Consider the following 22,910-nt stretch of genomic DNA (forward strand, 5'->3'; position numbering starts at 1 on the left):
CTGATTCATGAGACGCTGCCTGATCGTGGACGACAGCCGTGTCATCCGCAAAGTGGCGCGACGCATTCTCGAAGACATGCGCTTCGAGATTGAAGAAGCGGCCGATGGCCTGGAAGCCCTGCAAGCCTGCCGCCGGCAGATGCCCGACGCCATTCTGCTGGATTGGACGATGCCCGTGATGAGCGGCATCGACTTTCTCAAACAGCTGCGCAAAGAGCCAAACGGCGACAAACCCACCGTCGTGTTCTGCACCACGGAAAACGACGTCGAGCGCATTTCCGAGGCGCTCAAAGCCGGCGCCGACGAATACATGATGAAACCGTTCGACGGCGACATCCTGCACTCCAAGTTCGCCGAAGCGGGCCTCGTCTGATGCTCAACGACGCCGAATTCGCGCTGGTTGCGCGCGAAGTGAAGCAACGCTCCGGCGCTGTGCTGACGCGCGACATGAGCGGCGCGGTCGAAATCCGCTTGCACCCGCTGTCGCGCCGCGAAGGCTTCGGCTCGGTGGGCGAACTCATCGGCGCTGCGCGGATCCGGCCGGACGGGTCGCTGTGGAACCTGATCACCGACACGCTGGCGCATGCCGAGACGCGCTTCTTTCGCGACCGCGCGCAATTTGAAAAATTGCGCGGCGAAATCCTCCCCAAAGCCATCGCGCGGCGCGGCCATGAGCGCGTGCGCGTGTGGTCAGCGGCGTGCGCGACGGGCCAAGAGCCCTATTCGCTGGCGATGCTCGTCGACGACATGCGCAACGAGGGCCTCAACGCCAACGTTGAAATCGTCGCCACCGATCTGTCCCAGCGCCTGCTCGATAAGGCCCGCGCCGGCCTCTACACGCAGTTCGAAATTCAGCGCGGCCTGCCAATCCGCAAACTGATCGCGCACTTTGAAAAGGCCGGCGACCTCTGGCGCATTTCCGATCGCCTGCGCGCGAGCGTGCGCTACGAACAGCACAATCTGTTGAAGCATCCGGGCCAACTCGGCCAATTCGACATCATCCTCCTCGCCAACGTGCTGCCGCTGTTCGATTCCGAAACCGCCGCCGCCGTGCTCGATCGCGTGGCCGATTCTTTGGCGCCAGGCGGCGCGATCATGCTGGGCGCGGGCGAAACGCTGCCGGAAGCGACAAGCGGCTTCACGCTCGACAACGGCTTCGCGCAACGCGTGAGCGACGCCGCGCGGGTCGCTGCGGCTTAAGGCGGCGCACCCGCGATCCGCTCCAAATCGTCGTGCATGACGGGCGCCGCGCGTAGCCGCGGCGGCAATGGCGCACGCGCGTGCGATGCGGCGCTCACCTCATCCAGATAATTGTCGCGCTCAGCCTCCCACGAGAGGCGTTGATTGTTCGCGTCCACCAGCGAAGTGATCCAGGCGAGCAATTCGGCGCGCGCGGCGGCGGCAACGAAGATCAAGGACCTTCTCGCGGACAACGTTGATGCGTTGCCGGTGTTGATGTTGGCGAAAGCATGCGGATCGACGCGATCTGACTTTGCGTTAGAAGACCTGTTCCCTACAGATTGGTGCATCGCGTGCGTCGAAAACGCCTACCAAATAAGAATGCCTCGGGAATCTCTGGAAGATCTCGGTACGAAGAGAATTTCAGCTGTGGTCGATGAGCACCTAAAGGGACGCGGATTCGAGCGCGACAAGCGCAAAATATCGAAATCGATGCTGGCATCATTCGAAGAATGGAAGGAATTCTCCGACCTGCCCGTGGAAACACAGAACTACGCGGTGACGTTGTTTGGAAAGATATCAAGCGCGCTGGGGCAAGAAGCCCTCAAGAAAGCTTAGCCCCCCTCCAAGCTCTCATCCTCCACCTCCCGCTCCACTCTGAGCGCGGTCAGCTGGTTGCGCTGTCGGCGCAGCACTTGGAAACGATAGCCGTGGAAGGCGAAGCGTTGGCCGGGTTCGGGGATGGCTTGGGCTTCGTGAATAACAAGCCCGGCGATGGTGACGGCTTCTTCGTCGGGCAAATCCCAATTCATCGCGCGATTGAGATCGCGGATCGGCACTGTGCCGTCGACATTGACGCTGCCGTCGGGCTGCGGGCGCACGCCGACGACGGCGATGTCGTGCTCGTCTTTGATGTCGCCGACGATCTCTTCGAGAATATCCTCCAACGTGACGAGGCCCATGAGCGCGCCGTATTCGTCGACGACGATGGCGAAATGCTCGCGGCGGCGCAGGAATTCGGCGAGCTGGTCTTCAGCACTCGTCGTCACCGGCGTGAACCAGGGCGTACGCATCACTTGGGTGATCTCGAAACCGTCCCGGCCGTGCTCTGAGACGGCGCGCAAGAGATCGCGCGCGTGCAGCACGCCGATAATGTTCTCCGGATCGTCCTTATAGAGCGGTAGGCGCGTGTGGCTGGAGGCCATCGCTTGGGCGATGATTTCGCGCGGCGGCAGGTCGGCGTCGAGCATCTTGATCGCTTTGCGATGGATCATGACGTCGGCCAGCGTGAGCTCTGAAAGATCGAGCGCGCCGAGCAGACGATGGCGCGTTTCCGCTTCCACACCGCCCTCTTCCGCATGCAGCTCCACCGCGCCCGCGATTTCCGCACGCGCGGCGCGCAACACGTCCACATTCTCATCGACGCGCACGCCGAAGAGTTTCAAGCCATTGTTCACCACCCATTGCACGGCGGAGACGATGGGCGCGAGGAAGCGCACCATCCATTGCACCGGCAGCGCCACGGCGCGGGCGATATTGTCGGCCGCGGTGATGGCCAGCGTTTTGGGGCCGACTTCGCCGAAGATGAGCAAGAGCGGCGTCAGCACGACGGCGGTGATGACAGGCGCGAGGTCGCCGTAGATCGTGCTGAAAATGCTGGCCGAGATCGCCGACGCCAGCACTTGCACCAGATTGGCGCCCAAGAGCACCGCGCCGATCATGCGCTCGCGGTTTTCGTTGAGATCGTTGACGCGGGCGGCGCGTTTGTCGCCTTCCCGTTCAAGTGTCGCCATGCGTGCGCGGCTTGCGCCGGTCAGCGCGGTTTCGGCGGCGGAGAAGAACGCGTTCAGGAGGATCAGCGCCGCGATGACGAGGGCGGCGATGATGAGGGAGGTGGTCATTGGCTCTCTTCTTTGAGGAACGCTGTGAGCTTTTCTGCGTCGGCGTTCTTCTGGACAAACGCGTCGCCGATGGCGCGCGCGAGGATAAGGGTGAGCTTGCCGGCTTCGGCCTTCTTGTCGGCGCTCATGAGGGCGACGAGCTGGGAAATGTCGTGCGGCGCGCCGGGGGCGCGGCGGAGATCGGTGTTGAAGCCGGCGTGCGCCAAATGATTGCGGACGCGCGTCGCGTCCTGGTTTGAGATCAGCCCCAGCTGCGCCGAATGCGCGAAGGCGAGCGCCATGCCTGTGCCGACAGCTTCGCCGTGCAGAAGCGCGCCGTCATAGCCGGCGGCGGTCTCGAGCGCGTGCGCGAAGGTATGGCCGAGATTGAGCAGCGCGCGCGGGCCGGCTTCACGCTCGTCGGCCTCGACGATACGCGCCTTGGCGGCGATGGCGGTGCGGATGGCGGTGCTTGTGGCTTCAGGATCGAGCGCGAGCAGCTTCTGCGCATTGGCCTCGCACCATTCGAAGAAGGCGCGATCGTTGATCAGGCCGATTTTCACGATCTCGGCGTAGCCACAGAGCAGCTCACGCGCCGGCAGCGTTTTCAGCACGTCCTGATCGGCCAGCACGAGGCGCGGCTGATGGATGAGGCCGACGAGGTTCTTGCCCTCTTCCACATCGATCGCGGTTTTGCCGCCAACGCTTGAATCGACTTGTGAGAGCAACGTCGTCGGCATTTGCACAAAATCGACGCCGCGCATGGTGAGGCCCGCGGCCAGCCCCGCAATGTCGCCAATCACGCCGCCGCCGAGGGCGATGATGAGGTCCTTGCGGCCGATGCCGTGTTGCAGCAGCCCACGCGTCAGCTGTTCGAGGCCGGCAAAGCTCTTGGTGCTTTCGCCAGCCGGCAGCGTCACCGTCCAGCTCTTCAAGCCCGCCGCATCGAGCGACGCCATGAGCGCGGGCCAATGCAGGCTGGCGACGTTCTTGTCCGTCACCACGAACACGCGTCCTGACGGCGCAAACGGCGCGATCAATTCGCCCGCGCGCGCGATCAGGCCGGGGCCGGCGAGCACGTCATAAGAGCGCTCGGCGAGATTGACGTGGATCGTGTCGGTCATTTCCGCTCGTTGAGATAAGCGCGCAACGCTTCGAGCGTGGACGCGACAGCGGCGCTATGCGGGCTGTTGACGGTTTCGATAATGATGTCGGCTTCAGCGTAAATCGGATAGCGCGCTTCCATCAGACGCTGCATCACCGCGCGCGGATCGTCTTCCTTGAGCAGCGGGCGATCATCGCGCTTCGACACACGCTTCATCAGCACGTCGAGCGGCGCCTTCAGCCAAATCGTGATGGCGCGCTCTTTCATCAGCGCCCGTGTGCGCGGATCGACGAAGGCGCCGCCGCCGGTCGCCAAGATATGCGCGGGGCGATCCAGCAGACGCTCGATCACCGCACGCTCGCCACGGCGGAACTCACACTCGCCGTGCTTCTCGAAGATTTCCGGTATGCTCTGCCCGGCCGCATGCTCGATCTCGGTGTCGGCGTCCACGAACGGTAAGTCGAGCGCTTGCGCCAAGCGGCGGCCGATCGTGCTCTTGCCGGCGCCCATGAGGCCCACCAGCGCCACGGTGCGCGGTGGTGCGATCCCCTCCGCCAGGCGGCGCATGTCGGCGGCGGCATCATGGCGCTCACCGATGTCGCTGCTTTCCGGGCGGGTCACGAATCACCTCAAAATGGCCGCACATGGTTAAGCGCGAACCGGGCTAGAAACTCGCCACATTTTGGGGGCAATCTGGTTCGCTCGCAACGGCAGGGGCACACGAGACCGCATGTTTAGACGCAGACGACGTCGTTCTTCCTTCTCCCGGCGCGCGCCGCCGCAGCTGAATCTCATCCTGATGGGCGTGGGCGCGGCGGTGTTTGTGGGGCTTTTTGTCTTTTTCATCGGCCAATCGGACACACTCGCGCCCGCACCGCAGGAAATCCGCGTCGAATTGACCGACGCCTTCAAGCAATAGCTCCAAGGACGCTTTCATGGTTACCCGCTCCCTGGCGCTCGCCGCCGCGATCGGCGCGCTGGCGCCCATGGCCGGACACGCGCAGCAAGCGCTGCCGACGCCGATCGAGACACAAGCGCTGAGCGCGCTCGACGCATGGAGCGTCAGCGCGCTCGCGCGTGATCAAGGCGCGCTGCCGGCGAACCTCTGGGCGAATTCCGATCCCGAAGTGCTGGCGCTGGTGCTCGATCGCATGCCGGCTGTATATGAATCGCCGGCGACGCTGACGCTGGCGCGTCGTGTGCTCTTCTCCGGCGGCGACGCGCCGCGCGGCGATGCAAGTGCGGCCGCACGCGAACGCTTCGAAGCGCTGGGCAAAATGGGCGCGGCCGATGAGCTGGCGACAATGGCTGCAGGCGCAGGTGCGGCGCTGAGTGATGTGCAGATCGCGCAATATGCGGCGCAAGCCGAGCTCGCGCGCGGGCGCCGCGCCGAAGCCTGTGCACGCGGGCGCAACGCCAACGTCGGTGAATCTCCGCCCGCCTTTCTGCTTCGCTTGCGCGCCTATTGCGCAGCGGTGACAGGCGATCGCGCCGCGGCTGACCTCGCGCTCGAATTTGCGCGCGCCGCGAATGCGGAAGATGCCTGGTACACCGGCGCGATTGGCGCAGCCGGCGGCGCGCCCGGCGCACGCCCGCCTGCGGCGCGTTATGACAATTCGCTTGCGGCGCAATTGTCGATCGCGGCGAACTTGCGCCCAGGGCCGAACCCGCTGGCGAATTCATCAGCGCTCGCGCTCGTCGCGCTCGCGCGCAACGCCAACGCGCCGCAGCCGCAACGCGCGCAAGCGGCCGCGCTCGCCTTCCGGCGTGGGGTAATCGGCGTGCAAGAAGCACGCACGATCCTAGGCGCCACACCGGCTGAGATCAATTCGGCGCTGCCGCCGATCGCGATTGCGCTGCGCCGCGTGACAGCCGTGAACACTGCGCCCGCGGTCGCCGCAGCGCCAGGTTCGGCAAGTCCTGCTTCACTGGAGGTCGGCGCCGCCATCGCCGAGGTGCTGCGCCAAGCCACCAATCCCGCGGATTTCAACGCCGCCGCACGCTTCTTCGCGCAAGATATCGCAGGCCTGCAAAGCGCGCCGGATCAAGCGTCCGCGGTGCTGTTTGCGCGCGCCGCTGTCGCCTCCGGCGATCGTCAAGTGGCGCAGCGTTTGATCCAAAGCGCACGCCAAGCCGGCGCGGCAGAAGCCGTGTTGGCCCCGCTCGATGCCGCGATGGCCGCACTCGCGGGCGCACGCGGTGAGCAAGCGACGGTCGCGATGCAGCGCCGCATCGATGCGGCGGGCACGGCCCAGGCCCGCGCGGCTGCGCGCGATGTTGCGATCCTCGCCGCGCTTGGCGCGCCAGCGGACGGCAGCGTGCAGCGCTTCATCCTCGCCAACGCGCCACAAGGCGGCGCGCGCGCGGATGCTGGCGCGTTAGTGGCGCTGGGTTCTGCGGTTGAGCGCCGCGCTGTCGGTGAAGGCGCCCTGCTCGCGGTCGCGGCTGCCGGCGAAGGCGGCCCAGCGCGACTCGATGCCGATTCCGTAGCGCAGATCATTCGCGCATTGCGGACGCTGGGCCTGGACCAAGACGCGCGCCAGATCGCGGCGGAGGCGATCCTGGCGGGCGCACCCGCGAGCTAAACTGATCGAGATCAATTCCAGCGCGCGCGCATGACCCGATAGTGCGGGCATGGACGCTCGAACGACGCCTTACGATTTGATCGGCGGCGCGCCCGCCGTGCGGCGCTTGGCCGAGCGCTTCTACGCCATCATGGCCGAAGCGCCGGAAGCGGCGGCCGTGCGCGCGATGCATGGCGAGGATTTAGGCCCCATAGTCGGCAAACTGGCCGGCTTCTTGAGCGGTTGGATGGGCGGGCCGCGCGATTATTTTACGCGCGAAGATCGGCCATGCGTCATGAGCCTGCACCGCGCGTTGCCCATCACAACGCGTGAGCGCGATGAATGGCTTTGGTGCATGCAACGCGCGCTCGTTGAGACCGGAATCTCCGACGAAGCGCGCGCGGCGCTGGAACCAGCGTTCGCACGCATCGCCGAAGCGATGCGCACGCGCTAGGCGGCTAGGCGCGCGGGCCGCCGCGCAGATCGACGTCTGCTGTCTTGTCAGCATATTCCTTCTCGGGGTCCGCGCCCAACAGGAGTTTCACGCCAGCAAATAGGCTGTTCTCGTTCAACCACACTTGCGCGTGTTCTGGATCGAAGCGGATGAGCTGCAGTTTCGGATCGTCCTTGCCGCCTTCGTACCAAGCGGCGACGTATGGGTTCCACAGGCGCTCGATCATCGTGCGATTGTTGTCGAGCGTGAGTTCGCCTTCAATACAGGCGAAGAGATCGTGGCCCTTGGACACGAATTGCGCCATGCCGCGCTGACCGGCGCCTATGGCTTGCACCAAAAGCGTATCCTTGGAACTGAAGATCCAGAGCGGGCTCGATGGGTTTTCGCCGTCCAGCTGCGCTGTCATCGGCTGCGAATGCTCGCGTGAGCCGGCGATTCCCAGCATCAGCGTGCGATCGGATTTGAGGGCTTTCCAGAATTTCTCGCGGATGTCGGCTTCGGTACTCATGAGGCGTGCTCCCTTTCGTCTTGCGAACGGGCGGAGGCCGTGAATGTTCCGAGAACGATTGGTCTGTTAGGCTGCGCCCATGAGCGATTCCGCTTTGATCGAAGCGTTTCTGGAAATGCTCTCCGCTGAGCGCGGGGCGCGGGCGAACACGCTCGACGCTTATGCGCGCGATCTGGAGGATGCGCGCGCGCATGTGCGCGGCACGTTGCTCGGCGCGGATGCAGAAGCGATTGAAGCTTATGTCGCGGGGCTGGCGCAGCGCGGCATGGCGGCGGCGACGATGCGGCGGCGGATATCGGCGCTGCGCCAATTCTATCGCTTCTTGCTGCAAGAAAACACGCGCGGCGATGATCCGACCTCGCGGCTCGATGCGCCGAAGCGCTCCAAGGCGTTGCCGAAGACGCTCTCGGTTGAAGAGATCGAGCGCTTGATCGATGCCGCCGAGAGCGCGCGCGACAAAGCGCTGATCGAATTGCTTTACGGCGCGGGCTTGCGTGTGAGCGAGTTGGTGTCGCTGCCGCTGCGCGCCGCGCCCAAGCCCGGCCAAGAGCACATGGTGGTCGAGGGCAAGGGCGGCAAAGAGCGCTTGGTGGTGCTGGGACGCCCTGCGCAAGCGGCGTTGGCGCTGCACATGGAGACGCGCGAGGCGGCGTTGCCGAAGCTTGAGGCGCAGCGCGATAAGGCCAAACGCTGGCTGTTCCCTTCGATGAGCGCCGCTGATGGCAAGATGACGCGCCGGCGCGTGGCGCAAATTCTGGAAGCAGCGGCGGTGAAAGCCGGCATCAGTCCGTCGCGCGTTTCGCCACACGTGCTGCGACACGCCTTTGCGACGCATTTGGTTGAAGGCGGCGCCGATCTGCGTACGGTGCAGACTTTGTTGGGCCACGCCGACATCGCAACGACGCAGATTTACACGCACGTCGCCGAAGGCCGCTTAAAGACGTTGGTGGAAACCAAGCACCCGCTGTCGCGCAAGGTCGAGCACGACGATGACGAATAAGGATCACGCATGAGCATGAACGCCCCACCACAGCCGCAACCAGGACGCACCGCGGCGCTGGCGGTTTATGGATTCTATCTGCTTTCGATCCCGAGTGCGGCTGTGTTTGCGCTCGTCGGCGTGATCCTCGCGCTCGTGAGCCGCGATGGCGCGAGCCCGTTCGCGCGCTCGCATTTGGACGATCAGATCCGCATCTGGATGATCGCGTTTTGGTGGTCGGTGGGGCTGCTTCTGCTGGCGCTGATCGGCTGGATTTTGAGCGTGGTGCTGATCGGGTTCCTTCTCATCTGGCTCGCTGGGCTCCTCGGGCTTGCGGTCTATATCTGGTTCACGATCAAGAGCTTCTTGGGTCTTTTGGCGCTTCTCGACAATCGTATGCGCTAATCACACGCACGTGAGCGCCTTGATCCTTACGCATTGGTAGTGTGTCTTAGGACCACGAGGGGCGCGGGTGAGCCAACCCGCGGGCAGCAGGCGAGAGTTGAGATGAAGCGATTTCTGATGGCGGCGGCGCTGTTCATGACGGCAGCAACGCCAGCGATGGCCTACACCGCATATCTGAAGCCGAACCAATTTTGGTCAGACGGCGGCGAAGTTCAGGTGCAAGCTTCCTACGCCAACCAATTCTTCACGCCTGCTGTGGCGCTGCCCGCCAACGTCACCGTGCTCGATCCCGATGGGAACTCGGTGCTGCCGGATCGCGTGGCTGTGGATTCCACCGCGACGAATTTGGTGACGAGCCTTGGCCGTTTCGGCACGTATCGGATTTCGACCGGTGAAATTCTTGGCCCCGTTTCCACCGTTGTTGGCGTTGACGGCGGCTGGCGTCCGCAGATCGCTGGTGAAGTGCTGCCGGAGGGCGCCCCGACCGCGACACTGCAAACCGTGACGGTGTCCGACCTTTATCTCTCGCACAGCCGCACCACGCGCGGCCCTGTCGATCGCACGATCGGCCGTCTGGCGATCAAGCCGATCACGCACCCGAACCAAGTTGTCGCCGCGACGGGCTTCCAAGTCGAAGTGTTGTTCGACGGCGCGCCGCTCGCGAACAGCGCCATCGTGCTCTACGCCAATGGCGACATGGACAATGATCTCGACACGTTCGTGCCGACCGACGTCGCCGGCCGCGCCACGATCCCGCTGCCCGCGCCCGGAACCTATGTGATCGCCGCACGCCATCGCGCCGATGCGCCTGCGGGGGCCGCGGCATCAGTGCAGAGCTACACGACGACGCTGACCTTCGAGGCGATGGCCGCCCCGCACGCCGAAACCGCGCCGCCGCCGGAAGACAATCGCCGCCGTCGCCGCCGCAACTAACAAATCACAAGTAACAGATATTGACTATTGTTACTTCGAGGCGTAGCTAGGCTCCCAGAAGGAGCCTAGCCATGCTTTCCACGCGGTTAGGGGCCACCGGCCCCACAGTTTCCGCCCTCGGCCTTGGCGCCATGGGCATGTCCGATTTCTACGGCCCGGCCGACGAAACGGAATCCGTCGCCACGATCCACGCCGCGCTCGAGGCTGGCGTCACGCTGATCGACACCGGCGATTTCTACGGCATGGGCCACAACGAGATGCTGATCGGCGACGCGCTCAAAGGCGGGCGTCGCGACAACGCGATCCTCTCGGTGAAGTTTGGCGCACAGCGCGGCCCGGACGGCGCTTGGCTTGGCTACGCCGCCGATCCGAACGCGGTGAAGACCGCGCTCTCCTACACGCTGAAGCGGCTGCGCGTGGACTACATCGACATCTACCGCCCCGCGCGCGTCTCCCCACTCGTGCCGATCGAAGACACGATTGGCGCGATCGCTGATCTCGTGAAACAAGGCTACGTGCGCCATATTGGCCTCAGTGAAGCGGGCGCCGACAACATCCGCCGCGCGCACAAAGTGCATCCGATCGTCGATCTGCAGATCGAATATGCGATCATCACGCGCGGTCTGGAGCGCGAGATTCTACCGACGCTGCGCGAGCTCGGCATTGGCGTGACGGCGTACGGCGTGCTTTCGCGCGGGCTGATAAGCGAAAGCGCGTTGGCGGGCGGCTCAATGGGCGGCTTCCGTTCGCTCGCCCCGCGTTTCCAGGGCGAAAATCTGGACAAGAACCTGGCGCTGGTGCGGGCGCTGAAAGAGATCGCGGATGCCAAAGGCGTAACGGTCGCGCAGCTCGCTATCGCTTGGGTGCGTTCGCGCGGGTCCGACATCGTTCCGTTGATCGGCGCGCGTAAGCGCGAGCGCTTGGCCGAGGCTTTGGGCGCAATGGAGGTGACGCTTTCGGCTGACGAATTAGCGCACATCGACGCCGCGGCGCCCCCAGAAGCCGTCGCCGGCGCCCGCTACCCTGAAGCGCAGATGGGCATGCTGGATAGCGAGAGGTAACTACCTTCGGACCGCCGGCTTGCAGCCGGCGCTCTGTTTCAATTTTTCCCATGCGGACCGAATGAAACAGCGTTGCCGGCTGGAAGCCGGCGGTCCGATGTGGCGTAAGGGTGTCGTGACGAACGATTCAATCCGCGACCGCATTCTCGACGCGACCGTCGATGTGTTGCGACGCCATGGCCCGGCCAAAACCGGCGTCGTGGACGTCGCGCGCGCGCTCGATATGAGCCATTCCAACGTCTATAAGCATTTCGCCTCGAAAAGCGCCCTGCTCGACGCCGTCGCTGAGCGCTGGCTCGCACAGGTGATGGCGCCGCTGACGAAGATCACCGCCGACAAAAAAACGCCGGCGCCGAAGCGTTTGAAAGCGTGGCTGCGCGGGCTTGCCGAAGTGAAGCGCAAGAAGGTGCTGGACGACCCGGAATTGTTCGCCGTGTACGGCACGATCACGGCCAGCGCACATGAGGTCGTCGCGCGACACATTGCGCATCTGCGCGAAGAGGTCGCCGAGATTTTGAGCGACGGCGTGCGCGAAGGCGCGTGGCGCGTGAAGGATGCGGGGAAGACGGCCGAGTTGATCCTGGGCGCGACGACACGATTTCACCACCCGGCGATGGTGCAGCTTGATGGTGGCAAGAGCGATCCGCGCGATCTGGATGCGTTGGTGGATGTTTTGATCGCCGGCCTGACGGCCGACTAGCGAGGTTTGAGATCATGGGCAGCATTGTTATCACCGGCGCGAACCGCGGCATTGGCTTGGAGCTGTGTAATCAGCTGAAAGCGCGCGGCGCTGACGTGATTGCCGTGTGCCGCAAGTCTTCGCCTGAGCTTGATGCGCTCGGCGTGCGCGTCGAGGCTAGCATTGATGTCGCGGATGCTGCTGCGGCTGGCGAACTCGCGAAGCGGCTTGCGGGCGTTGAGATTGATACGCTGATCAACAATGCCGGCATTCTGCGCGGCGAAAGCCTCGACGGAATGAGCTTCGAGAGCGTCGCGCAACAGCTTGAAGTGAACGCGGTGGCGCCATTGCGCGTCACGGCGGCGCTGCTGCCGCTGCTGCGCAAAGGCAGCAAGGTCGTGATCACGACCAGCCGCATGGGCTCGATGGCCGATAATGGCTCAGGCGGCTATTACGGCTATCGCATGTCGAAAGCAGCCGTGAATGCGGCAGGCGTTTCGCTCGCAAACGATCTCAAGGGCCGCGGCATCGCGGTGGCGCTGATCCATCCCGGCATGGTGGCGACGGAGATGACCGGCGGTCACGGCATCCCTGCGGAAGACTCCGTGCGCGGCTATCTCGCGCGGATCGACGAAGTCTCGCTCGAAAACACCGGCCGCTTCTGGCACGCGACGACGGGCGAAACGCTGCCGTGGTGAGCTAGATCGCCTTCCACTGATGCAGCGCGGCGCGGGTTTCTGTGAAGCACCAATAATGGCCCTGATGCGGCTGGTCGAAGCGGCGATTGATCGGCGAGCGCAGATGCGCGCACATCAGCAATGTGCCGACGCCGCCATGCGCGATGATCGCCACATTGCCGTTCGGTGACGCAGCGATCACGCGATCGACAGCGCCGATGATGCGGCCTTGCGCATCAACCGCACGCTCCCAACCGCGAATGCTCTCATTCGGATGGGCGAAGAATTGGTCTGCCGTCGCCTCGAACTCGGGCGGCGGCAGGAAGCCGGTGGCGCTGCGATCGTTCTCGTGCAGCTCTTCTTCGATCTGCACCGGCAGCTTGAGCCGCGCGGCTAGAATGTTAGCGCTTTCGATCGCTTTGGTTTCGCCGCTCGACCAAATGTGCGCCACATCATCCAGCACGCCGCGCGCAGCGAATTTTGTCATCCGCGCGACACCCTTCTCAGAAAGACTCCAGCGCGGCACGGGCCGCGCTGGGTCAACCTGAACTTCAGGGTGCGTGATAAAATAGATCTTCATCGAAGCCGCGCGCGCCTTAGCGCGACGGGTCGATCAGATATTTCTCGCCGGTCGCCTTCTTCGAATACGCCAGCAGCGTTTCGGGATCGAGCGCTTCGATGAGCGAGATCGTCTTGGTGTAATGGCTGGCGAACGTGGTCTTCAATTCGGCGAGCACGCGCTGGCGCAGACGATTGGCCTCGGCCATGCCAATTTTTTGCAGGAAGTACGTGAGCAGGAAGCCGCTCGCGCCCCAGGCCATGCCGACGCCGGAGCCGATTTCGGTCGGGCGGATATCGAGGCGGCCATAGATATAGACTTGCTTGTGCACGGCTGAGCCATAGCGGCTGTAAGCGCCCGGCTTGGAATTCTGCGCGATCTCCATCGCAGTCAGGATTTGGCCGGCAAGCTTGCCCCCGCCGATGGCGTCGAATGCGAGCGTGGCGTCGGTTTCCTTGAGCGCCGCGACAAGCTCATTCATGAAATTCGGCGAGGTGGAGTTCACCACGTATTTGGCGCCGATGTCGCGCAAGATGCGCTCTTGCTCTTCGCTGCGCACGATGTTCACCAGCGGCACACCATCCTTGATGCAAATCTTGTTGAGCATCTGGCCAAGGTTCGACGCAGCGGCGGTGTGGACGAGCGCTTTATGACCTTCGAGGCGGAGCGTCTCGACCATCGAGAGCGCGGTCAGCGGATTGACGAAACAGGAGGCGCCTTCCACCGCGCTCGTCCCTTCCGGCAGCGGCAGCACTTCGATGGCTTTGATCTTGCGATATTGCGCGTACATCGCGCCGCCAACCATCGCGACCGTCTTGCCCAGCAAAGCTTGCGCATTGGCGCCAGCTTTCACGACCACGCCCGCGCCTTCATTGCCGATCGGCAGCGATTGATCGAAACGCGCGGCAAGCATCTTGATTGCGACTTCGGGAATTTGGGCGGTGAGCACGATGTTCTCGCCCGAACCGCTGGCTTGCAACGTGGAGAGATCAGCGGGGCCGGTGAGCAGACCGAGGTCTGAGGGATTGATCGGGGCGGCCTGCACCTGGACAACCACTTCATCCGGACCAGGCTCCGGCGCCGGCACGCGCACGAGCGAGAGTTCAAGCTGACCGTTGGGCTTCGCCAAGGTCCGCATTTCAAGACCGGATTCGTGCGCCATCGGTGAGCTCCCTCTTCGTTAGTGTGAGGGCGACGTAGGCGCGTGGCGGCGACGGCGCAAGCGGCGCCCGCTGGAAACATAATGGTTGCACTTGGCTGCAATGAATGCAACAAGGGTTCACTGCACTTGCGTGCAGTCAATATAGACAGAGGAGGCCGGCATGGCCGAAATCGCAGCTGAAACCAAGGAAAGCCATTTCATCCTCGGCGAAACGCTCACGCCGATGCTCACCAACGCGATGGGCTCCGCGATCGAAATATTCGACACGCGCGGCATCCCGGGCGGCGGGCCGCCGCCGCACAAGCACAAATGGGAAGAGATCTACGTTGTGCTTTCCGGCCGCATGGATGTGTTCGTCGACGGCAAGACATTGCGCATCGGCCCCGGCGAGTTCGCGCATGTGCCGGCCGACACGCCGCACGGCTACACAACACTGGATGACACCCACTTCTTGACGATCGTGAGCAAGGGCAACGCGGCGAAATTCTATAAGGAAGTGGCGACCGTCGAGATGAACCCGCCAGACATTCCCGGCATCTTTCGTATTGGCGAAAAGCACGGGGTAACCTTCCTCGCATGAGCACAGCGCGCAAGTACGTCAGCCCGAAACGCGAAGCACAGGCGCGGGCGACGCGCACGGCCATTCTGGAAGCCTTCGCCGAACAGCTCTCCGAGCCCGGGCGCACGACGCTCTCACCCAGCGAAGCGGCGGCGCGTGCGGGCGTGTCGCTGCGCACGGTGCATTTTCATTTTCCGAACGAAGCGAGCCAGATCGCAGCGCTCGGCGAATGGTTCGAGAAGGCAATCTTCCCCGATGGCGTTCAGCTCGCCAGCGGCCCCGACGATCTGCCGCGCTATTATCGCGACATTCATCGCATGGCGATCAAGCACCCGATCAGCCGCGCCTTGACGAATGCGAAGGGCGTCTGGCGCGAAGTGCGCGCCTCGCGCCGGGCCGCGCGTTTGGAGGCAATCCGCAAAGCCGTCAAAGCCGTTGGCGCGCCAAAGCGCGCGACCGAGGACGCCACTGCCGTGCTGCTCAGTCTCTCTGGCGGCGACGCCTCCTGGACGCTTGCGGATCAAGGCTTGCCGCTGGAGCGCGTGCCAGATGCGATCGCGCATATTGTGGAGCTGGTGGTGGCGGATTTGCGAAGGCAGGCGCGCAAGTAACGCAAGCGCGTTAAGCAGAACCCATGCCCCAAACGCCGCATCAACGCGCTGAGGCTGAACTGACAGCCTACGGCCTCAGCTTTCCTGAGGCCACTTCAGGCCCAGGCTGGACAATCACGCGCGCGCTTTATGTGCGCAAAAAGATGTTCACGGTGTTCGGCGAGAAGGGCGAGCGGCTCGATGCGCTGACCATGATCATGAAGCTGCCGATCTCCGCGGAGATGGCCGAGGAGCTCTCTTTCGTGCGGCCGGCGCGCGGCTGGTACAAGCAGCACAATTGGGTGATTGCGCATTTCGGGCCGGACGACGACATCGGCGCCGAGATGGAGACGCTCAAAGGCTGGCTGAAGCAGAGCTATGTGGCGGTGGCGCCGAAGAAGTTGGGGCGTATGCTGGACTAGATCGTCGCTCTCGCCATGACCGATATGGGTGATGGCGCGTCACACAACAAGGCTGGCGCAAAACCGCTTTTTCTATAGAAGCGCGCGCTCTGCCTTGATCGAGGAGTCCGGATGTCGGAACCAGCCGCCCCCGCAGCGCGCAACGCGCCTGCGCGCATGGACCTGACGCAAGGCCCAGTCGCGCGGACGATCTTCCTGTTCTCGCTGCCGGTGCTGGGCACGAGCGTGCTGCAATCGCTGAACGGCTCGATCAACACGATCTGGGTCGGCCGCTTGCTCGGACCCGAAGCGCTGACGGCGACGATCAATGCCTCGCTCATTCTGATGTTCATGCTGGGCACGTTGTTCGGGCTCGGCATGGCGGCGACGATCATGGTCGGCCAATCCTTTGGCGCGCATGATCTGCAGCGCGCCAAACGTGTCGTCGGCACGACCGCGACGTTCTTCTTCGTGTTCTCGCTGATCACCGCGATCGCCGGCTATTTCGGCGCCGCGCAGATTTTGCACTGGATGGGCACGCCAGACGAAGCGCGCGCGCTTTCGGAGATTTATCTGCGCACGGTGTTTCTCTCCTTGCCGTTCCTCTCCATGTTCGCGCTGCTCGTGATGGTGCAACGCGGCGCGGGCGATGCGCGCATGCCGTTCATGTTCACGACTTTGGCGACGCTGCTCGACATCGCGCTCAATCCGCTGCTGATCAGTGGCATCGGCCCATTTCCGCAAATGGGCATTGCCGGCTCTGGCGCCGCGCTCTTTCTCTCGCAAGGCATCGGGCTGAGCGCGATGCTGGCTTATATGTATTGGCGCAAATCCGACCTGCGACTGACGCGCGATGAATTGCATCATCTGCGCCCCGACCCAGATCTCTTGCGCACCATCATCGTCAAAGGCTTGCCGATGGGCGCGCAGATGATGGTGATCTCGCTCTCAGGCCTCATCCTGATGAGTATGATCAATGGCTATGGCGCCGAAACCGCCGCCGCCTATGGCGTCGCGTTTCAGCTTTGGGCCTATGTGCAGATGCCGGCGATGGCGATTGGCGCGGCCGTGTCGTCGATGGCGGCGCAAAGCGTCGGCGCGAAGAAATGGGATCGCCTCGAACAAGCCGCTTGGGCCGGCATTTGGATCAATGTGGCGCTGACGGGCAGCCTCGTCGTGCTGCTCTATCTGATCGATCCGTACATCGTCGGTCTCTTCCTCCCCGACCAAGAGAGCGCCATCGCCCGCGCCGAGCACATCAATTCGATCGCAAGCTGGAGCTTCGTTCTGTTCGGCGTGACCTTCGTGCTCTTCGGCGTGGTGCGCTCGACGGGCGCTGTGCTGGCGCCGCTGCTCATTCTGGTGGTGTCACTCTTCGGAGTACGCATCGGCTTTGCCACCCTGATGCAACCCGCCTGGGGCGCCGACGCCATCTGGTGGAGCTTCCCCATCAGCATGGCCGTCTCCGCCGGCTTAGCGCTGGCCCATTATCGCTGGGGCGGATGGCGGAAGGCGCGGATGGGTTAGGCTCACCGACGACTAAGCGATGCGCCAGCGGCTATGCGGCGGTCTTCTTCACCGCAACGACCATTTCACCCGTTTCCGCCAATCGATGAAGTTCAACAGAATAGGCGTTGTCCCTAATCTTTATCGGCTCAAATGCCACATAATCGGAAATCGCCTCCCCCGTATTGCTTCGGCGATACTTCGCCGCGCGGGCAATGTCTTTTGCTGACTCCACCAAGCTAAGGTCGCCGATAGAGGTGATCTTCCGACATCGAAATGCACCTACCGCAGTATCCAAAACGAGATGGTCGTCATCATTCGTGTACTCCACTGTCAGCTGAAGCGGTCGAGCTGGCGCTCCAATTTCGAGTCCATCAACCAGCTCGGGCACCAGGGTAAGCGCGCGAGCAAACGCCTCGGCACACGTGATGCGCTCTCCCGATGCGATCGTGCGGAATAGTATGTCCTCGTTCGAGTGCTCACAATGCTTCTACTCCTCCCCGAACAACGCTCCCGTGCTCGGTTGGATCGGCGGCGGCTTTTTGCCAAGCCGCTCATATGCTTTCGGCGCGGCGACGCGGCCGCGGGGGGTGCGCATGACGAAGCCTTGTTGCATCAGATAGGGCTCGATCACGTCTTCGATGGCGTCGCGCGCTTCGGCCAACGCGGCGGCCAACGTCTCAACACCAACAGGCCCGCCGCCATAGGTTTCGACGAGCGCGTGCAAATAGCGGCGGTCCAGCATGTCGAGGCCGTCGCTATCGACATCGAGCCGCTTCAACGCAGCGTCCGCCACGTTGACATCGATCGCGTTTTCGCCGGCGAAATCGCGCACGCGGCGCAGCAAGCGGATGGCGACGCGCGGTGTGCCGCGTGCGCGCTTGGCGATCTCCATCGCGCCTTCCGGCGTGATCGGCATGTTGAGCTTGCCGGCGCCGCGCGTAACGATTCCGAGCAAATCCTGCGCGCTGTAAAACTCAAGCCGCAGCGGAATACCGAAGCGATCGCGCAGCGGCGTGCTGAGCAAACCCGCGCGCGTCGTGGCGCCAACGAGCGTGAACGGCGCCAGATCAATGCGCACACTGCGCGCGGATGGGCCTTCGCCGATGATGATGTCGAGGTGATAATCCTCCATCGCCGGATAGAGGATTTCTTCCACCGCCGGCGCGAGGCGGTGAATCTCGTCGATGAACAGCACGTCGCGCGGTTCGAGATTGGTGAGCAAGGCCGCCAGATCGCCAGCGCGCGCGATCACAGGGCCGGACGTCGCACGAAAGCCGACGCCCAATTCACGCGCCACGATCTGCGACAGCGTGGTCTTGCCAAGGCCGGGTGGACCAAACAGCAAAGTGTGGTCCATCGCTTCGCCGCGCGCGCGGGCGGCTTCGACGAAGACTTTGAGATTGGCCTTCGCCGTGGGCTGGCCGACGAATTCGTCAAAGCCGGTCGGCCGCAAAGCGCGATCCGCGCCCTCTCCGGGCATGCGGTCAGCGGCGACGAGGCGTTCTGCTTCGGACATGCGCCCCTCCTAATACGATTCGGGTTTCCGGATTGTTCCGGGCGCCGCTCGAACGGTTCGAGGGCGCAACATGCCTTGCCGCGAACGGCCGCGCACCACACCTTGCTGACATGAGCCGCGCTTTCGTCAAAGAGACGGACGACGCAATCGAAGACCTGCCCGAGCGGCCGGTTTCGACCGCGCCGAATTTCGTCACCCCCGAAGGGTTAGCCGCCATCGAAGCGGAGATCGCACGGCTAAACGATGCGCTGGCGCTCGCGGGCGAGGATCGCGCCGCCCGCGCCAGCATTGGCCGCGATCTGCGCTATTGGACGGCGCGACGCGGCAGCGCCCAGCTCATCCCTCCGCCCAGCGATTGCGACGTCGTGCGCTTCGGCTGCACAATCAGCATCGCGCGCGACGATGGGCGACGCCAAAGCTTCCGCATCGTCGGCGAAGACGAAGCCGATCCCGAACGCGGCACACTCAGCCACACCTCCCCACTCGCGCGCGCGGTGCTGGGGAAGGAAGTTGGCGACGAGGTCCGCGTCGGCGACGGCGTGGTCGAGATCGCGGCGATTGCTTAGGCCGCGTCGTATTGGGCGATCAGCGCGTCGAGGTGACGACGTTCGGGCGCGAGCTGAGTAACGTATTTCACGCCCATCCAGGCCGAACTCACCACCAGCGCGCCGCCGAGAACAAGCACCGCCGACTGCATTTCGTGCGGCGCCATCTTTCCAACGCCGACAAGTTGGTTGAGCAACACCAACAGCAGCGGCGCGCAGAGCAGAATAGCGCCGCCAATAATGGCGATGCGCAAGCGGGCGGCGGCATTGTCAGCGCGCAGGGCCAGGAACGTCTCGCGCAGCGAGCGTGTAGGCATCGGCGACGGTGCGGCGCGTTTGGCAATGAGGATCAGCGCCGCGAAGGGGATCAGCGCGAACGGAATGAGCCCCCACTCGCGGCCAAGATCAATGACGTCCGCTTGGCCGCTCACAATATCCCAAATCATAAGCGCAAGCGGGATCGTCAGCATCAAACCAGCGAACGCGAGCAAGCGACGCAGATTTTCGCGGCGGCGTGCGAGCATCGTTTCCGCTTCGGCGACGAGATAAGCGCTCGCGGCGGCGCTCGGATTGTTGGCGTTCGACGCCCAGGCGTTTTTCAGCGCTTCAAAGTCCATCGTCTGTCTCCATGATTTGGGTGAGCTTCGCGCGCGCCCGTGTGAGGCGCGCGCCAACATTGGTTTCGCTTAAGCCGTGAATGGCGCCGATCTCGGAATAGGATTGGCCCTCAAGCGAGAGCAGAACGAGCGAGCGGTCGAGCGTTTCGAGGCGGCGGATTGCAGCGTAGAGCCGCTCCAGCAGTGGGTCGTCGCTCGGCTCTTCGATGCGCAGGCGTTCGAATGCGCGCTGGCGATAAAGCCGGCGCGCTTCACCGCGTCGCCAGGTGAGCGCGGCATTATGCGCGACGCGATAGATGAAGGTCGCAGGAGCGCTCTCGCCGCGAAACGTGGGCGCAGCGCGCCAGATCGCGAGCGTCAGCTCCTGCAACAAATCCTGTTGATCCGCTCCCTTGGCGAAGGCGCGTGCGATGCGCGTCAGCACGCCTACGTGCTCGCTCATCCAAGTCCGGAACCGCTCGTCGCCCACGCCCTCGCCTTTCATGCCGCCTTAGATGGCGCGGGAGGCGCGATCCTTACATTACCGGCTCACTTCTTTCAGCGCGGCGCGGATGAGTTCGGGCGCGGGCGCGTCGGCGGCGAATTGTTTGGCCGCACTGGCGACGGCGCGGGCGGCGCTCGATTGGTCGATGCCGAGATTGACCAGCGCCGATACCGCTTCCGCGCGCGCGCCATTCGCGGCGGGCGCTGCGCTCGTGGCCGCAGCGCGGCCGCCGGCAATGGAGAAAAAGCCCTTCGGGCCGGCCTTGCCGGTGAGCTCTGTCGCTAAACGCGCGGCGAGCTTGGGGCCCACGCCATTGGCGCGCGCGAACGCGGCTTTGTCCTGCAGCGCGATCGCGTCGGCGAGCACTTCGGGTGGCATGGCATCGAGAATACCGAGCGCGACCTTAGCGCCGACGCCCGGAATGGTTTGCAAATGCGCGAACCAGGCGCGCTCCTCTTCGCTCGAGAAGCCGAACAAGCGGATCGCGTCTTCACGCACGTGCGTCTCGATGAAGAGCTTCGCCGGCGCGCCCAAACTTAGACGGCCAAGCGTGCGGCCTGCGGCCTGCACCACATAGCCCACGCCGTTCACGTCGATCAGGGCTGTGTCTTCGCCAACTGCCGCGACAACACCGTTGAGTGAACCGATCATGCGCGCGCCTCCGCCTCCCTCCTGCGCGGATTCGCGCGGAAGCGAAACGGAGCCGCTACCAGAGGCTGAAGATCGGCCGCGCCAACATCAGCCAAATGATTGCCGCCACGGCGAAAAACGCCGGAAAGCCGCAGAGGAACCAGATGCGGTAGAGCTTGTGGTAAGCCTCCGGCAGCGGAGCATTGTCGGCGGCGGCGGTGCGGGCGAGATCGCGCAGCCGGTGCTGTATCCACACCACCGGCAGCCAGAACGCGCCGGTGATGACGTAAAGCGCGAGCGACAACACGATCCAGCCTTCGCTGAAACTCCAGCCGAGGCCCTGCGCTAACAGCGCGCCCGTGATCGGCTGCGCAACGACAGCGCTCGCGGTGAAAATCCAATCGGCGATGACGACGATGGAGGCGGTGTGCGCGATGAAGCGCGCATCCTTGGTGCGATGCGCCATCAGCATGAAGAAGGCGATGCCGGCGCCCGTGCCGAGCAGCACGCAGGCGCCAATGACGTGCAACCAACGCAGGAGAATGAGAACATCCATCAGCGCTCACTTGTGAGCGCGGCGACGGCGAGCGCAAGCGCCATGCCCGGAAATATCTTCACCAGCGGGCCAAGCGGGTCGGCCCAGAGATGTGGCGCGAGCAGTGTCGCGCCGATGAGATACGCGATCGACACCGCGATTGCGCCAAGTGCGGCGATGCGCGTGAATGGACGCAGCAAGAGGCCCATGCCGATCGCCAAATCCGCGACGGCCCCGCTCAACACGAAGAGCATCGCTTGCTCTGGCGCCAGCACGCCGTCGAGCACGCGCGCGGCGGCGTCGCGCTGGAAAAATCCGATCGCGCCGGACGCGATCCAAAACGCGGAGAGCGTGAGCACGAGCATCGGCAGCACCAAGTGCGCGCGCGCATAGAGCCGCTCCTGCGCCGTGGCGGGCAGCGCGGCGAGTGTCTGATCGAGCGATTTGAGCTTGCGCCCGCTCGCCGCCTCCCACGCCGCGCCGTCGCAAATGATCCCATCGCGGAGCACACGTAGCGCCGTCGTGCGCAAAGGTGAGCGCCAGCCGAGCCAGCCGGCGAGGTCAGCGCCGCGTGCGAGCGCGAAGCCCAGCGGGCGCGGCAAATCTAAGCGCATTGTGGGCGGTTTGAAGCCAAGCCACGCGCGGAATTTGCTGACGACATCACGCAAGGCATGCGTCTGCGTCGCCGCCAAATCATAGTCGCGTCGCGCTGGCGTTTTACCTTCGAGCGCCAGCACCACGGCGTCCGCGACATCGCTTGCCGCCACTATCTGCACGCGCGCATCGCCCAGCATGAGCGGCTGCACGAATGGCACCGCCGTCAGCATGCGCAAGAGCGACGTGCCGCCGTAAGCATTGGCGCTCAGCACCAGGCCCGGCTTCAGGATCGTCCAGTCCAGCGCGCTCATACGTAACGCAGAGTCGGCCGCGGCCTTTGTGCGCATGAACTCGGTGTTCGCATCGGGTTCGGCGCCGGGCGCGGAGATTTGTACGAAGCGGACTGGCTTGCCCTCGCACGCCCCGATCAAAGCGACGATGGAATCCTTTTGCGCGGCGCGGAGATTGTCACGCGCGCCGTCTTGCAATGCCCCCGATGCATTCACGATCGCATCGACGCCGTCGATGTGCGGCGCCCATGATTGCGGCTTGATGAGCGTTGCAATATCGGCGCTGATCCAGCGCACATCAGGCGCCGCACTTCGCCCCTTCTGGACGGAGCGGCCAAGGCCGATCACGTCATGCCCGGCCCCACGCAACGCGCGCACGATCTCCAGACCGATCAGCCCATAACCACCGAGCACCAGAACGCGCATGCAGCCTTAAACCCCCATTTGCAGGCGACGCCAAAATATCGCTGTTGCGAGACGTTCGCGCGTGAA

The 22,910-nt window shown here is 64.1% G+C and carries 31 protein-coding genes; 17 read left to right on the plus strand and 14 right to left on the minus strand.

Annotation, left to right across the window (positions count from 1 at the left end):
- Positions 1–7: 7 nt before the first annotated feature.
- Both EPJ54_RS09440 and EPJ54_RS09445 read left to right on the plus strand, forming a co-directional pair.
- The gene (locus tag EPJ54_RS09440) at positions 8–373 is read left to right on the plus strand and encodes a response regulator (protein ID WP_135211468.1); all 366 of its coding nucleotides are present in this window, start codon (positions 8–10) and stop codon (positions 371–373) included.
- The gene (locus EPJ54_RS09445; protein WP_135211469.1) at positions 373–1,200 is read left to right on the plus strand and encodes a CheR family methyltransferase; all 828 of its coding nucleotides are present in this window, start codon (positions 373–375) and stop codon (positions 1,198–1,200) included. The genes EPJ54_RS09440 and EPJ54_RS09445 overlap by 1 nt, the downstream gene beginning before the upstream one ends.
- On the opposite strand, the gene EPJ54_RS19830 is transcribed toward EPJ54_RS09445, so the two are convergent.
- Complete coding sequence (locus EPJ54_RS19830) at positions 1,197–1,358, minus strand: hypothetical protein (RefSeq protein WP_167755663.1); 162 nt, start codon at positions 1,356–1,358, stop codon at positions 1,197–1,199. The genes EPJ54_RS09445 and EPJ54_RS19830 overlap by 4 nt on opposite strands.
- On the opposite strand from EPJ54_RS19830, the gene EPJ54_RS09450 reads away from it, so the two are divergent.
- A complete protein-coding gene (locus tag EPJ54_RS09450) occupies positions 1,345–1,797 on the plus strand; it encodes a hypothetical protein (protein WP_135211470.1) in 453 nt (150 codons plus the stop codon). The two genes, EPJ54_RS19830 and EPJ54_RS09450, sit on opposite strands and share 14 nt — an antisense overlap.
- On the opposite strand, the gene EPJ54_RS09455 is transcribed toward EPJ54_RS09450, so the two are convergent.
- Genes EPJ54_RS09455 through EPJ54_RS09465 form a run of 3 tightly spaced genes read right to left on the minus strand, consistent with a single transcriptional unit; the run spans position 1,794 to position 4,785 of the window.
- On the minus strand, positions 1,794–3,080 hold the full coding sequence (locus EPJ54_RS09455; RefSeq protein WP_135211471.1) for an HlyC/CorC family transporter: 1,287 nt from the start codon (positions 3,078–3,080) through the stop codon (positions 1,794–1,796). The two genes, EPJ54_RS09450 and EPJ54_RS09455, sit on opposite strands and share 4 nt — an antisense overlap.
- Positions 3,077–4,183, minus strand: coding sequence for a 3-dehydroquinate synthase (gene aroB / locus EPJ54_RS09460; RefSeq protein WP_135211472.1), 1,107 nt, complete (start codon positions 4,181–4,183; stop codon positions 3,077–3,079). Before aroB ends, EPJ54_RS09455 begins: the two co-directional genes overlap by 4 nt.
- Complete coding sequence (locus EPJ54_RS09465; RefSeq protein WP_239590844.1) at positions 4,180–4,785, minus strand: shikimate kinase; 606 nt, start codon at positions 4,783–4,785, stop codon at positions 4,180–4,182. The genes aroB and EPJ54_RS09465 overlap by 4 nt, the downstream gene beginning before the upstream one ends.
- A 109-nt stretch (positions 4,786–4,894) precedes the next feature.
- Between EPJ54_RS09465 and EPJ54_RS09470 the strand changes: the two genes are divergently transcribed.
- From EPJ54_RS09470 to EPJ54_RS09480, 3 genes are read left to right on the plus strand one after another with little or no spacing between them, the layout of a single operon-like run.
- A complete protein-coding gene (locus EPJ54_RS09470; protein WP_135211473.1) occupies positions 4,895–5,083 on the plus strand; it encodes a hypothetical protein in 189 nt (62 codons plus the stop codon).
- A gap of 16 nt (positions 5,084–5,099) precedes the next feature.
- Positions 5,100–6,749, plus strand: a complete 1,650-nt coding sequence (locus EPJ54_RS09475) for a hypothetical protein (protein WP_135211474.1) — start codon at positions 5,100–5,102, stop codon at positions 6,747–6,749.
- A gap of 49 nt (positions 6,750–6,798) precedes the next feature.
- Positions 6,799–7,182, plus strand: a complete 384-nt coding sequence (locus EPJ54_RS09480) for a group II truncated hemoglobin (protein ID WP_135211475.1) — start codon at positions 6,799–6,801, stop codon at positions 7,180–7,182.
- 4 nt (positions 7,183–7,186) lie between these two features.
- Here EPJ54_RS09480 and EPJ54_RS09485 read toward each other — a convergent pair whose 3' ends face one another.
- Positions 7,187–7,690, minus strand: a complete 504-nt coding sequence (locus EPJ54_RS09485; RefSeq protein WP_135211476.1) for a pyridoxamine 5'-phosphate oxidase family protein — start codon at positions 7,688–7,690, stop codon at positions 7,187–7,189.
- 79 nt (positions 7,691–7,769) lie between these two features.
- Here EPJ54_RS09485 and EPJ54_RS09490 point away from each other — a divergent pair, with 79 nt between their 5' ends.
- The 6 genes from EPJ54_RS09490 (at position 7,770) to EPJ54_RS09515 (ending at position 12,445) form a co-directional block, all read left to right on the plus strand.
- Positions 7,770–8,690 (plus strand): site-specific tyrosine recombinase XerD, encoded by a 921-nt coding sequence (locus EPJ54_RS09490; protein ID WP_135211477.1) that lies wholly within the window; start codon positions 7,770–7,772, stop codon positions 8,688–8,690.
- 9 nt (positions 8,691–8,699) lie between these two features.
- Entirely contained in the window at positions 8,700–9,074 is a 375-nt protein-coding gene (locus EPJ54_RS09495; RefSeq protein WP_135211478.1) for a hypothetical protein, read from the plus strand.
- Between the two features lie 102 nt (positions 9,075–9,176).
- Positions 9,177–10,007 carry a DUF4198 domain-containing protein gene (locus tag EPJ54_RS09500; protein WP_135211479.1) on the plus strand — a complete coding sequence of 277 codons (831 nt, stop codon included), beginning with the start codon at positions 9,177–9,179 and terminating at the stop codon, positions 10,005–10,007.
- Between the two features lie 71 nt (positions 10,008–10,078).
- Entirely contained in the window at positions 10,079–11,068 is a 990-nt protein-coding gene (locus tag EPJ54_RS09505) for an aldo/keto reductase (RefSeq protein ID WP_135211480.1), read from the plus strand.
- 61 nt (positions 11,069–11,129) lie between these two features.
- Positions 11,130–11,768: a TetR/AcrR family transcriptional regulator gene (locus EPJ54_RS09510; RefSeq protein ID WP_135211481.1), complete on the plus strand. Its 639-nt coding sequence runs from the start codon at positions 11,130–11,132 to the stop codon at positions 11,766–11,768.
- A 14-nt stretch (positions 11,769–11,782) separates the two neighbouring features.
- Positions 11,783–12,445, plus strand: a complete 663-nt coding sequence (locus tag EPJ54_RS09515; protein ID WP_135211482.1) for an SDR family oxidoreductase — start codon at positions 11,783–11,785, stop codon at positions 12,443–12,445.
- A gap of 1 nt (position 12,446) precedes the next feature.
- On the opposite strand, the gene EPJ54_RS09520 is transcribed toward EPJ54_RS09515, so the two are convergent.
- Complete coding sequence (locus EPJ54_RS09520) at positions 12,447–13,004, minus strand: histidine phosphatase family protein (protein ID WP_135211483.1); 558 nt, start codon at positions 13,002–13,004, stop codon at positions 12,447–12,449.
- Between the two features lie 16 nt (positions 13,005–13,020).
- Positions 13,021–14,145, minus strand: a complete 1,125-nt coding sequence (locus EPJ54_RS09525) for a zinc-binding dehydrogenase (RefSeq protein WP_135211484.1) — start codon at positions 14,143–14,145, stop codon at positions 13,021–13,023.
- A 160-nt stretch (positions 14,146–14,305) separates the two neighbouring features.
- On the opposite strand from EPJ54_RS09525, the gene EPJ54_RS09530 reads away from it, so the two are divergent.
- The 4 genes from EPJ54_RS09530 to EPJ54_RS09545 all read left to right on the plus strand — a co-directional run bounded on the left by EPJ54_RS09530 (position 14,306) and on the right by EPJ54_RS09545 (position 17,222).
- On the plus strand, positions 14,306–14,725 hold the full coding sequence (locus EPJ54_RS09530; protein WP_135211485.1) for a cupin domain-containing protein: 420 nt from the start codon (positions 14,306–14,308) through the stop codon (positions 14,723–14,725).
- A complete protein-coding gene (locus EPJ54_RS09535) occupies positions 14,722–15,315 on the plus strand; it encodes a TetR/AcrR family transcriptional regulator (protein ID WP_135211486.1) in 594 nt (197 codons plus the stop codon). Before EPJ54_RS09530 ends, EPJ54_RS09535 begins: the two co-directional genes overlap by 4 nt.
- Before the next feature lie 23 nt (positions 15,316–15,338).
- A complete protein-coding gene (locus EPJ54_RS09540; protein WP_135211487.1) occupies positions 15,339–15,716 on the plus strand; it encodes an MmcQ/YjbR family DNA-binding protein in 378 nt (125 codons plus the stop codon).
- A 111-nt stretch (positions 15,717–15,827) separates the two neighbouring features.
- Positions 15,828–17,222, plus strand: a complete 1,395-nt coding sequence (locus tag EPJ54_RS09545) for an MATE family efflux transporter (RefSeq protein ID WP_135211488.1) — start codon at positions 15,828–15,830, stop codon at positions 17,220–17,222.
- A gap of 31 nt (positions 17,223–17,253) precedes the next feature.
- Here EPJ54_RS09545 and EPJ54_RS09550 read toward each other — a convergent pair whose 3' ends face one another.
- Positions 17,254–17,592 (minus strand): hypothetical protein, encoded by a 339-nt coding sequence (locus EPJ54_RS09550; RefSeq protein WP_135211489.1) that lies wholly within the window; start codon positions 17,590–17,592, stop codon positions 17,254–17,256.
- Between the two features lie 99 nt (positions 17,593–17,691).
- On the minus strand, positions 17,692–18,720 hold the full coding sequence (gene ruvB, locus EPJ54_RS09555; protein WP_135211490.1) for a Holliday junction branch migration DNA helicase RuvB: 1,029 nt from the start codon (positions 18,718–18,720) through the stop codon (positions 17,692–17,694).
- Positions 18,721–18,830: 110 nt separating this feature from the next.
- Here ruvB and greA point away from each other — a divergent pair, with 110 nt between their 5' ends.
- Complete coding sequence (gene greA, locus EPJ54_RS09560) at positions 18,831–19,286, plus strand: transcription elongation factor GreA (RefSeq protein WP_135211491.1); 456 nt, start codon at positions 18,831–18,833, stop codon at positions 19,284–19,286.
- Here the strand turns inward: greA and EPJ54_RS09565 are convergent.
- From EPJ54_RS09565 to EPJ54_RS09585, 5 genes are all read right to left on the minus strand, one after another.
- Positions 19,283–19,882: a hypothetical protein gene (locus EPJ54_RS09565; protein WP_135211492.1), complete on the minus strand. Its 600-nt coding sequence runs from the start codon at positions 19,880–19,882 to the stop codon at positions 19,283–19,285. The genes greA and EPJ54_RS09565 overlap by 4 nt on opposite strands.
- Positions 19,872–20,324 carry an RNA polymerase sigma factor gene (locus EPJ54_RS09570; RefSeq protein ID WP_239590845.1) on the minus strand — a complete coding sequence of 151 codons (453 nt, stop codon included), beginning with the start codon at positions 20,322–20,324 and terminating at the stop codon, positions 19,872–19,874. The genes EPJ54_RS09565 and EPJ54_RS09570 overlap by 11 nt, the downstream gene beginning before the upstream one ends.
- Before the next feature lie 78 nt (positions 20,325–20,402).
- Positions 20,403–21,017 carry a Holliday junction branch migration protein RuvA gene (gene ruvA / locus EPJ54_RS09575; protein ID WP_135211494.1) on the minus strand — a complete coding sequence of 205 codons (615 nt, stop codon included), beginning with the start codon at positions 21,015–21,017 and terminating at the stop codon, positions 20,403–20,405.
- Positions 21,018–21,072: 55 nt separating this feature from the next.
- Positions 21,073–21,552, minus strand: coding sequence for a DUF2269 family protein (locus EPJ54_RS09580; RefSeq protein WP_135211495.1), 480 nt, complete (start codon positions 21,550–21,552; stop codon positions 21,073–21,075).
- Positions 21,552–22,844 (minus strand): SDR family oxidoreductase, encoded by a 1,293-nt coding sequence (locus EPJ54_RS09585; RefSeq protein WP_135211496.1) that lies wholly within the window; start codon positions 22,842–22,844, stop codon positions 21,552–21,554. Before EPJ54_RS09585 ends, EPJ54_RS09580 begins: the two co-directional genes overlap by 1 nt.
- Positions 22,845–22,910 lie beyond the last annotated feature (66 nt).

The organism is Vitreimonas flagellata, assembly GCF_004634425.1.
GTDB classification, from domain to species: domain Bacteria; phylum Pseudomonadota; class Alphaproteobacteria; order Caulobacterales; family Aquidulcibacteraceae; genus Vitreimonas; species Vitreimonas flagellata.

Coding starts and splice junctions, on each gene's coding strand:
- EPJ54_RS09500 (WP_135211479.1), top strand. CDS start 9,177: ATGAAGCGATTTCTGATGGCGGCGGCGCTGTTCATGACGGCAGCAACG.
- EPJ54_RS09515 (WP_135211482.1), top strand. CDS start 11,783: ATGGGCAGCATTGTTATCACCGGCGCGAACCGCGGCATTGGCTTGGAG.
- ruvB (WP_135211490.1), bottom strand. CDS start 18,720: ATGTCCGAAGCAGAACGCCTCGTCGCCGCTGACCGCATGCCCGGAGAG.
- EPJ54_RS09440 (WP_135211468.1), top strand. CDS start 8: ATGAGACGCTGCCTGATCGTGGACGACAGCCGTGTCATCCGCAAAGTG.
- EPJ54_RS09540 (WP_135211487.1), top strand. CDS start 15,339: ATGCCCCAAACGCCGCATCAACGCGCTGAGGCTGAACTGACAGCCTAC.
- EPJ54_RS09475 (WP_135211474.1), top strand. CDS start 5,100: ATGGTTACCCGCTCCCTGGCGCTCGCCGCCGCGATCGGCGCGCTGGCG.
- EPJ54_RS09485 (WP_135211476.1), bottom strand. CDS start 7,690: ATGAGTACCGAAGCCGACATCCGCGAGAAATTCTGGAAAGCCCTCAAA.
- EPJ54_RS09525 (WP_135211484.1), bottom strand. CDS start 14,145: ATGGCGCACGAATCCGGTCTTGAAATGCGGACCTTGGCGAAGCCCAAC.
- EPJ54_RS09565 (WP_135211492.1), bottom strand. CDS start 19,882: ATGGACTTTGAAGCGCTGAAAAACGCCTGGGCGTCGAACGCCAACAAT.
- EPJ54_RS09545 (WP_135211488.1), top strand. CDS start 15,828: ATGTCGGAACCAGCCGCCCCCGCAGCGCGCAACGCGCCTGCGCGCATG.
- EPJ54_RS09535 (WP_135211486.1), top strand. CDS start 14,722: ATGAGCACAGCGCGCAAGTACGTCAGCCCGAAACGCGAAGCACAGGCG.
- EPJ54_RS09445 (WP_135211469.1), top strand. CDS start 373: ATGCTCAACGACGCCGAATTCGCGCTGGTTGCGCGCGAAGTGAAGCAA.
- EPJ54_RS09510 (WP_135211481.1), top strand. CDS start 11,130: ATGAAACAGCGTTGCCGGCTGGAAGCCGGCGGTCCGATGTGGCGTAAG.
- EPJ54_RS09570 (WP_239590845.1), bottom strand. CDS start 20,324: ATGAGCGAGCACGTAGGCGTGCTGACGCGCATCGCACGCGCCTTCGCC.
- EPJ54_RS09585 (WP_135211496.1), bottom strand. CDS start 22,844: ATGCGCGTTCTGGTGCTCGGTGGTTATGGGCTGATCGGTCTGGAGATC.
- EPJ54_RS09470 (WP_135211473.1), top strand. CDS start 4,895: ATGTTTAGACGCAGACGACGTCGTTCTTCCTTCTCCCGGCGCGCGCCG.
- EPJ54_RS09580 (WP_135211495.1), bottom strand. CDS start 21,552: ATGGATGTTCTCATTCTCCTGCGTTGGTTGCACGTCATTGGCGCCTGC.
- EPJ54_RS09480 (WP_135211475.1), top strand. CDS start 6,799: ATGGACGCTCGAACGACGCCTTACGATTTGATCGGCGGCGCGCCCGCC.
- EPJ54_RS09490 (WP_135211477.1), top strand. CDS start 7,770: ATGAGCGATTCCGCTTTGATCGAAGCGTTTCTGGAAATGCTCTCCGCT.
- ruvA (WP_135211494.1), bottom strand. CDS start 21,017: ATGATCGGTTCACTCAACGGTGTTGTCGCGGCAGTTGGCGAAGACACA.
- EPJ54_RS09505 (WP_135211480.1), top strand. CDS start 10,079: ATGCTTTCCACGCGGTTAGGGGCCACCGGCCCCACAGTTTCCGCCCTC.
- EPJ54_RS09455 (WP_135211471.1), bottom strand. CDS start 3,080: ATGACCACCTCCCTCATCATCGCCGCCCTCGTCATCGCGGCGCTGATC.
- greA (WP_135211491.1), top strand. CDS start 18,831: ATGAGCCGCGCTTTCGTCAAAGAGACGGACGACGCAATCGAAGACCTG.
- EPJ54_RS09520 (WP_135211483.1), bottom strand. CDS start 13,004: ATGAAGATCTATTTTATCACGCACCCTGAAGTTCAGGTTGACCCAGCG.
- EPJ54_RS09530 (WP_135211485.1), top strand. CDS start 14,306: ATGGCCGAAATCGCAGCTGAAACCAAGGAAAGCCATTTCATCCTCGGC.
- EPJ54_RS09495 (WP_135211478.1), top strand. CDS start 8,700: ATGAGCATGAACGCCCCACCACAGCCGCAACCAGGACGCACCGCGGCG.
- aroB (WP_135211472.1), bottom strand. CDS start 4,183: ATGACCGACACGATCCACGTCAATCTCGCCGAGCGCTCTTATGACGTG.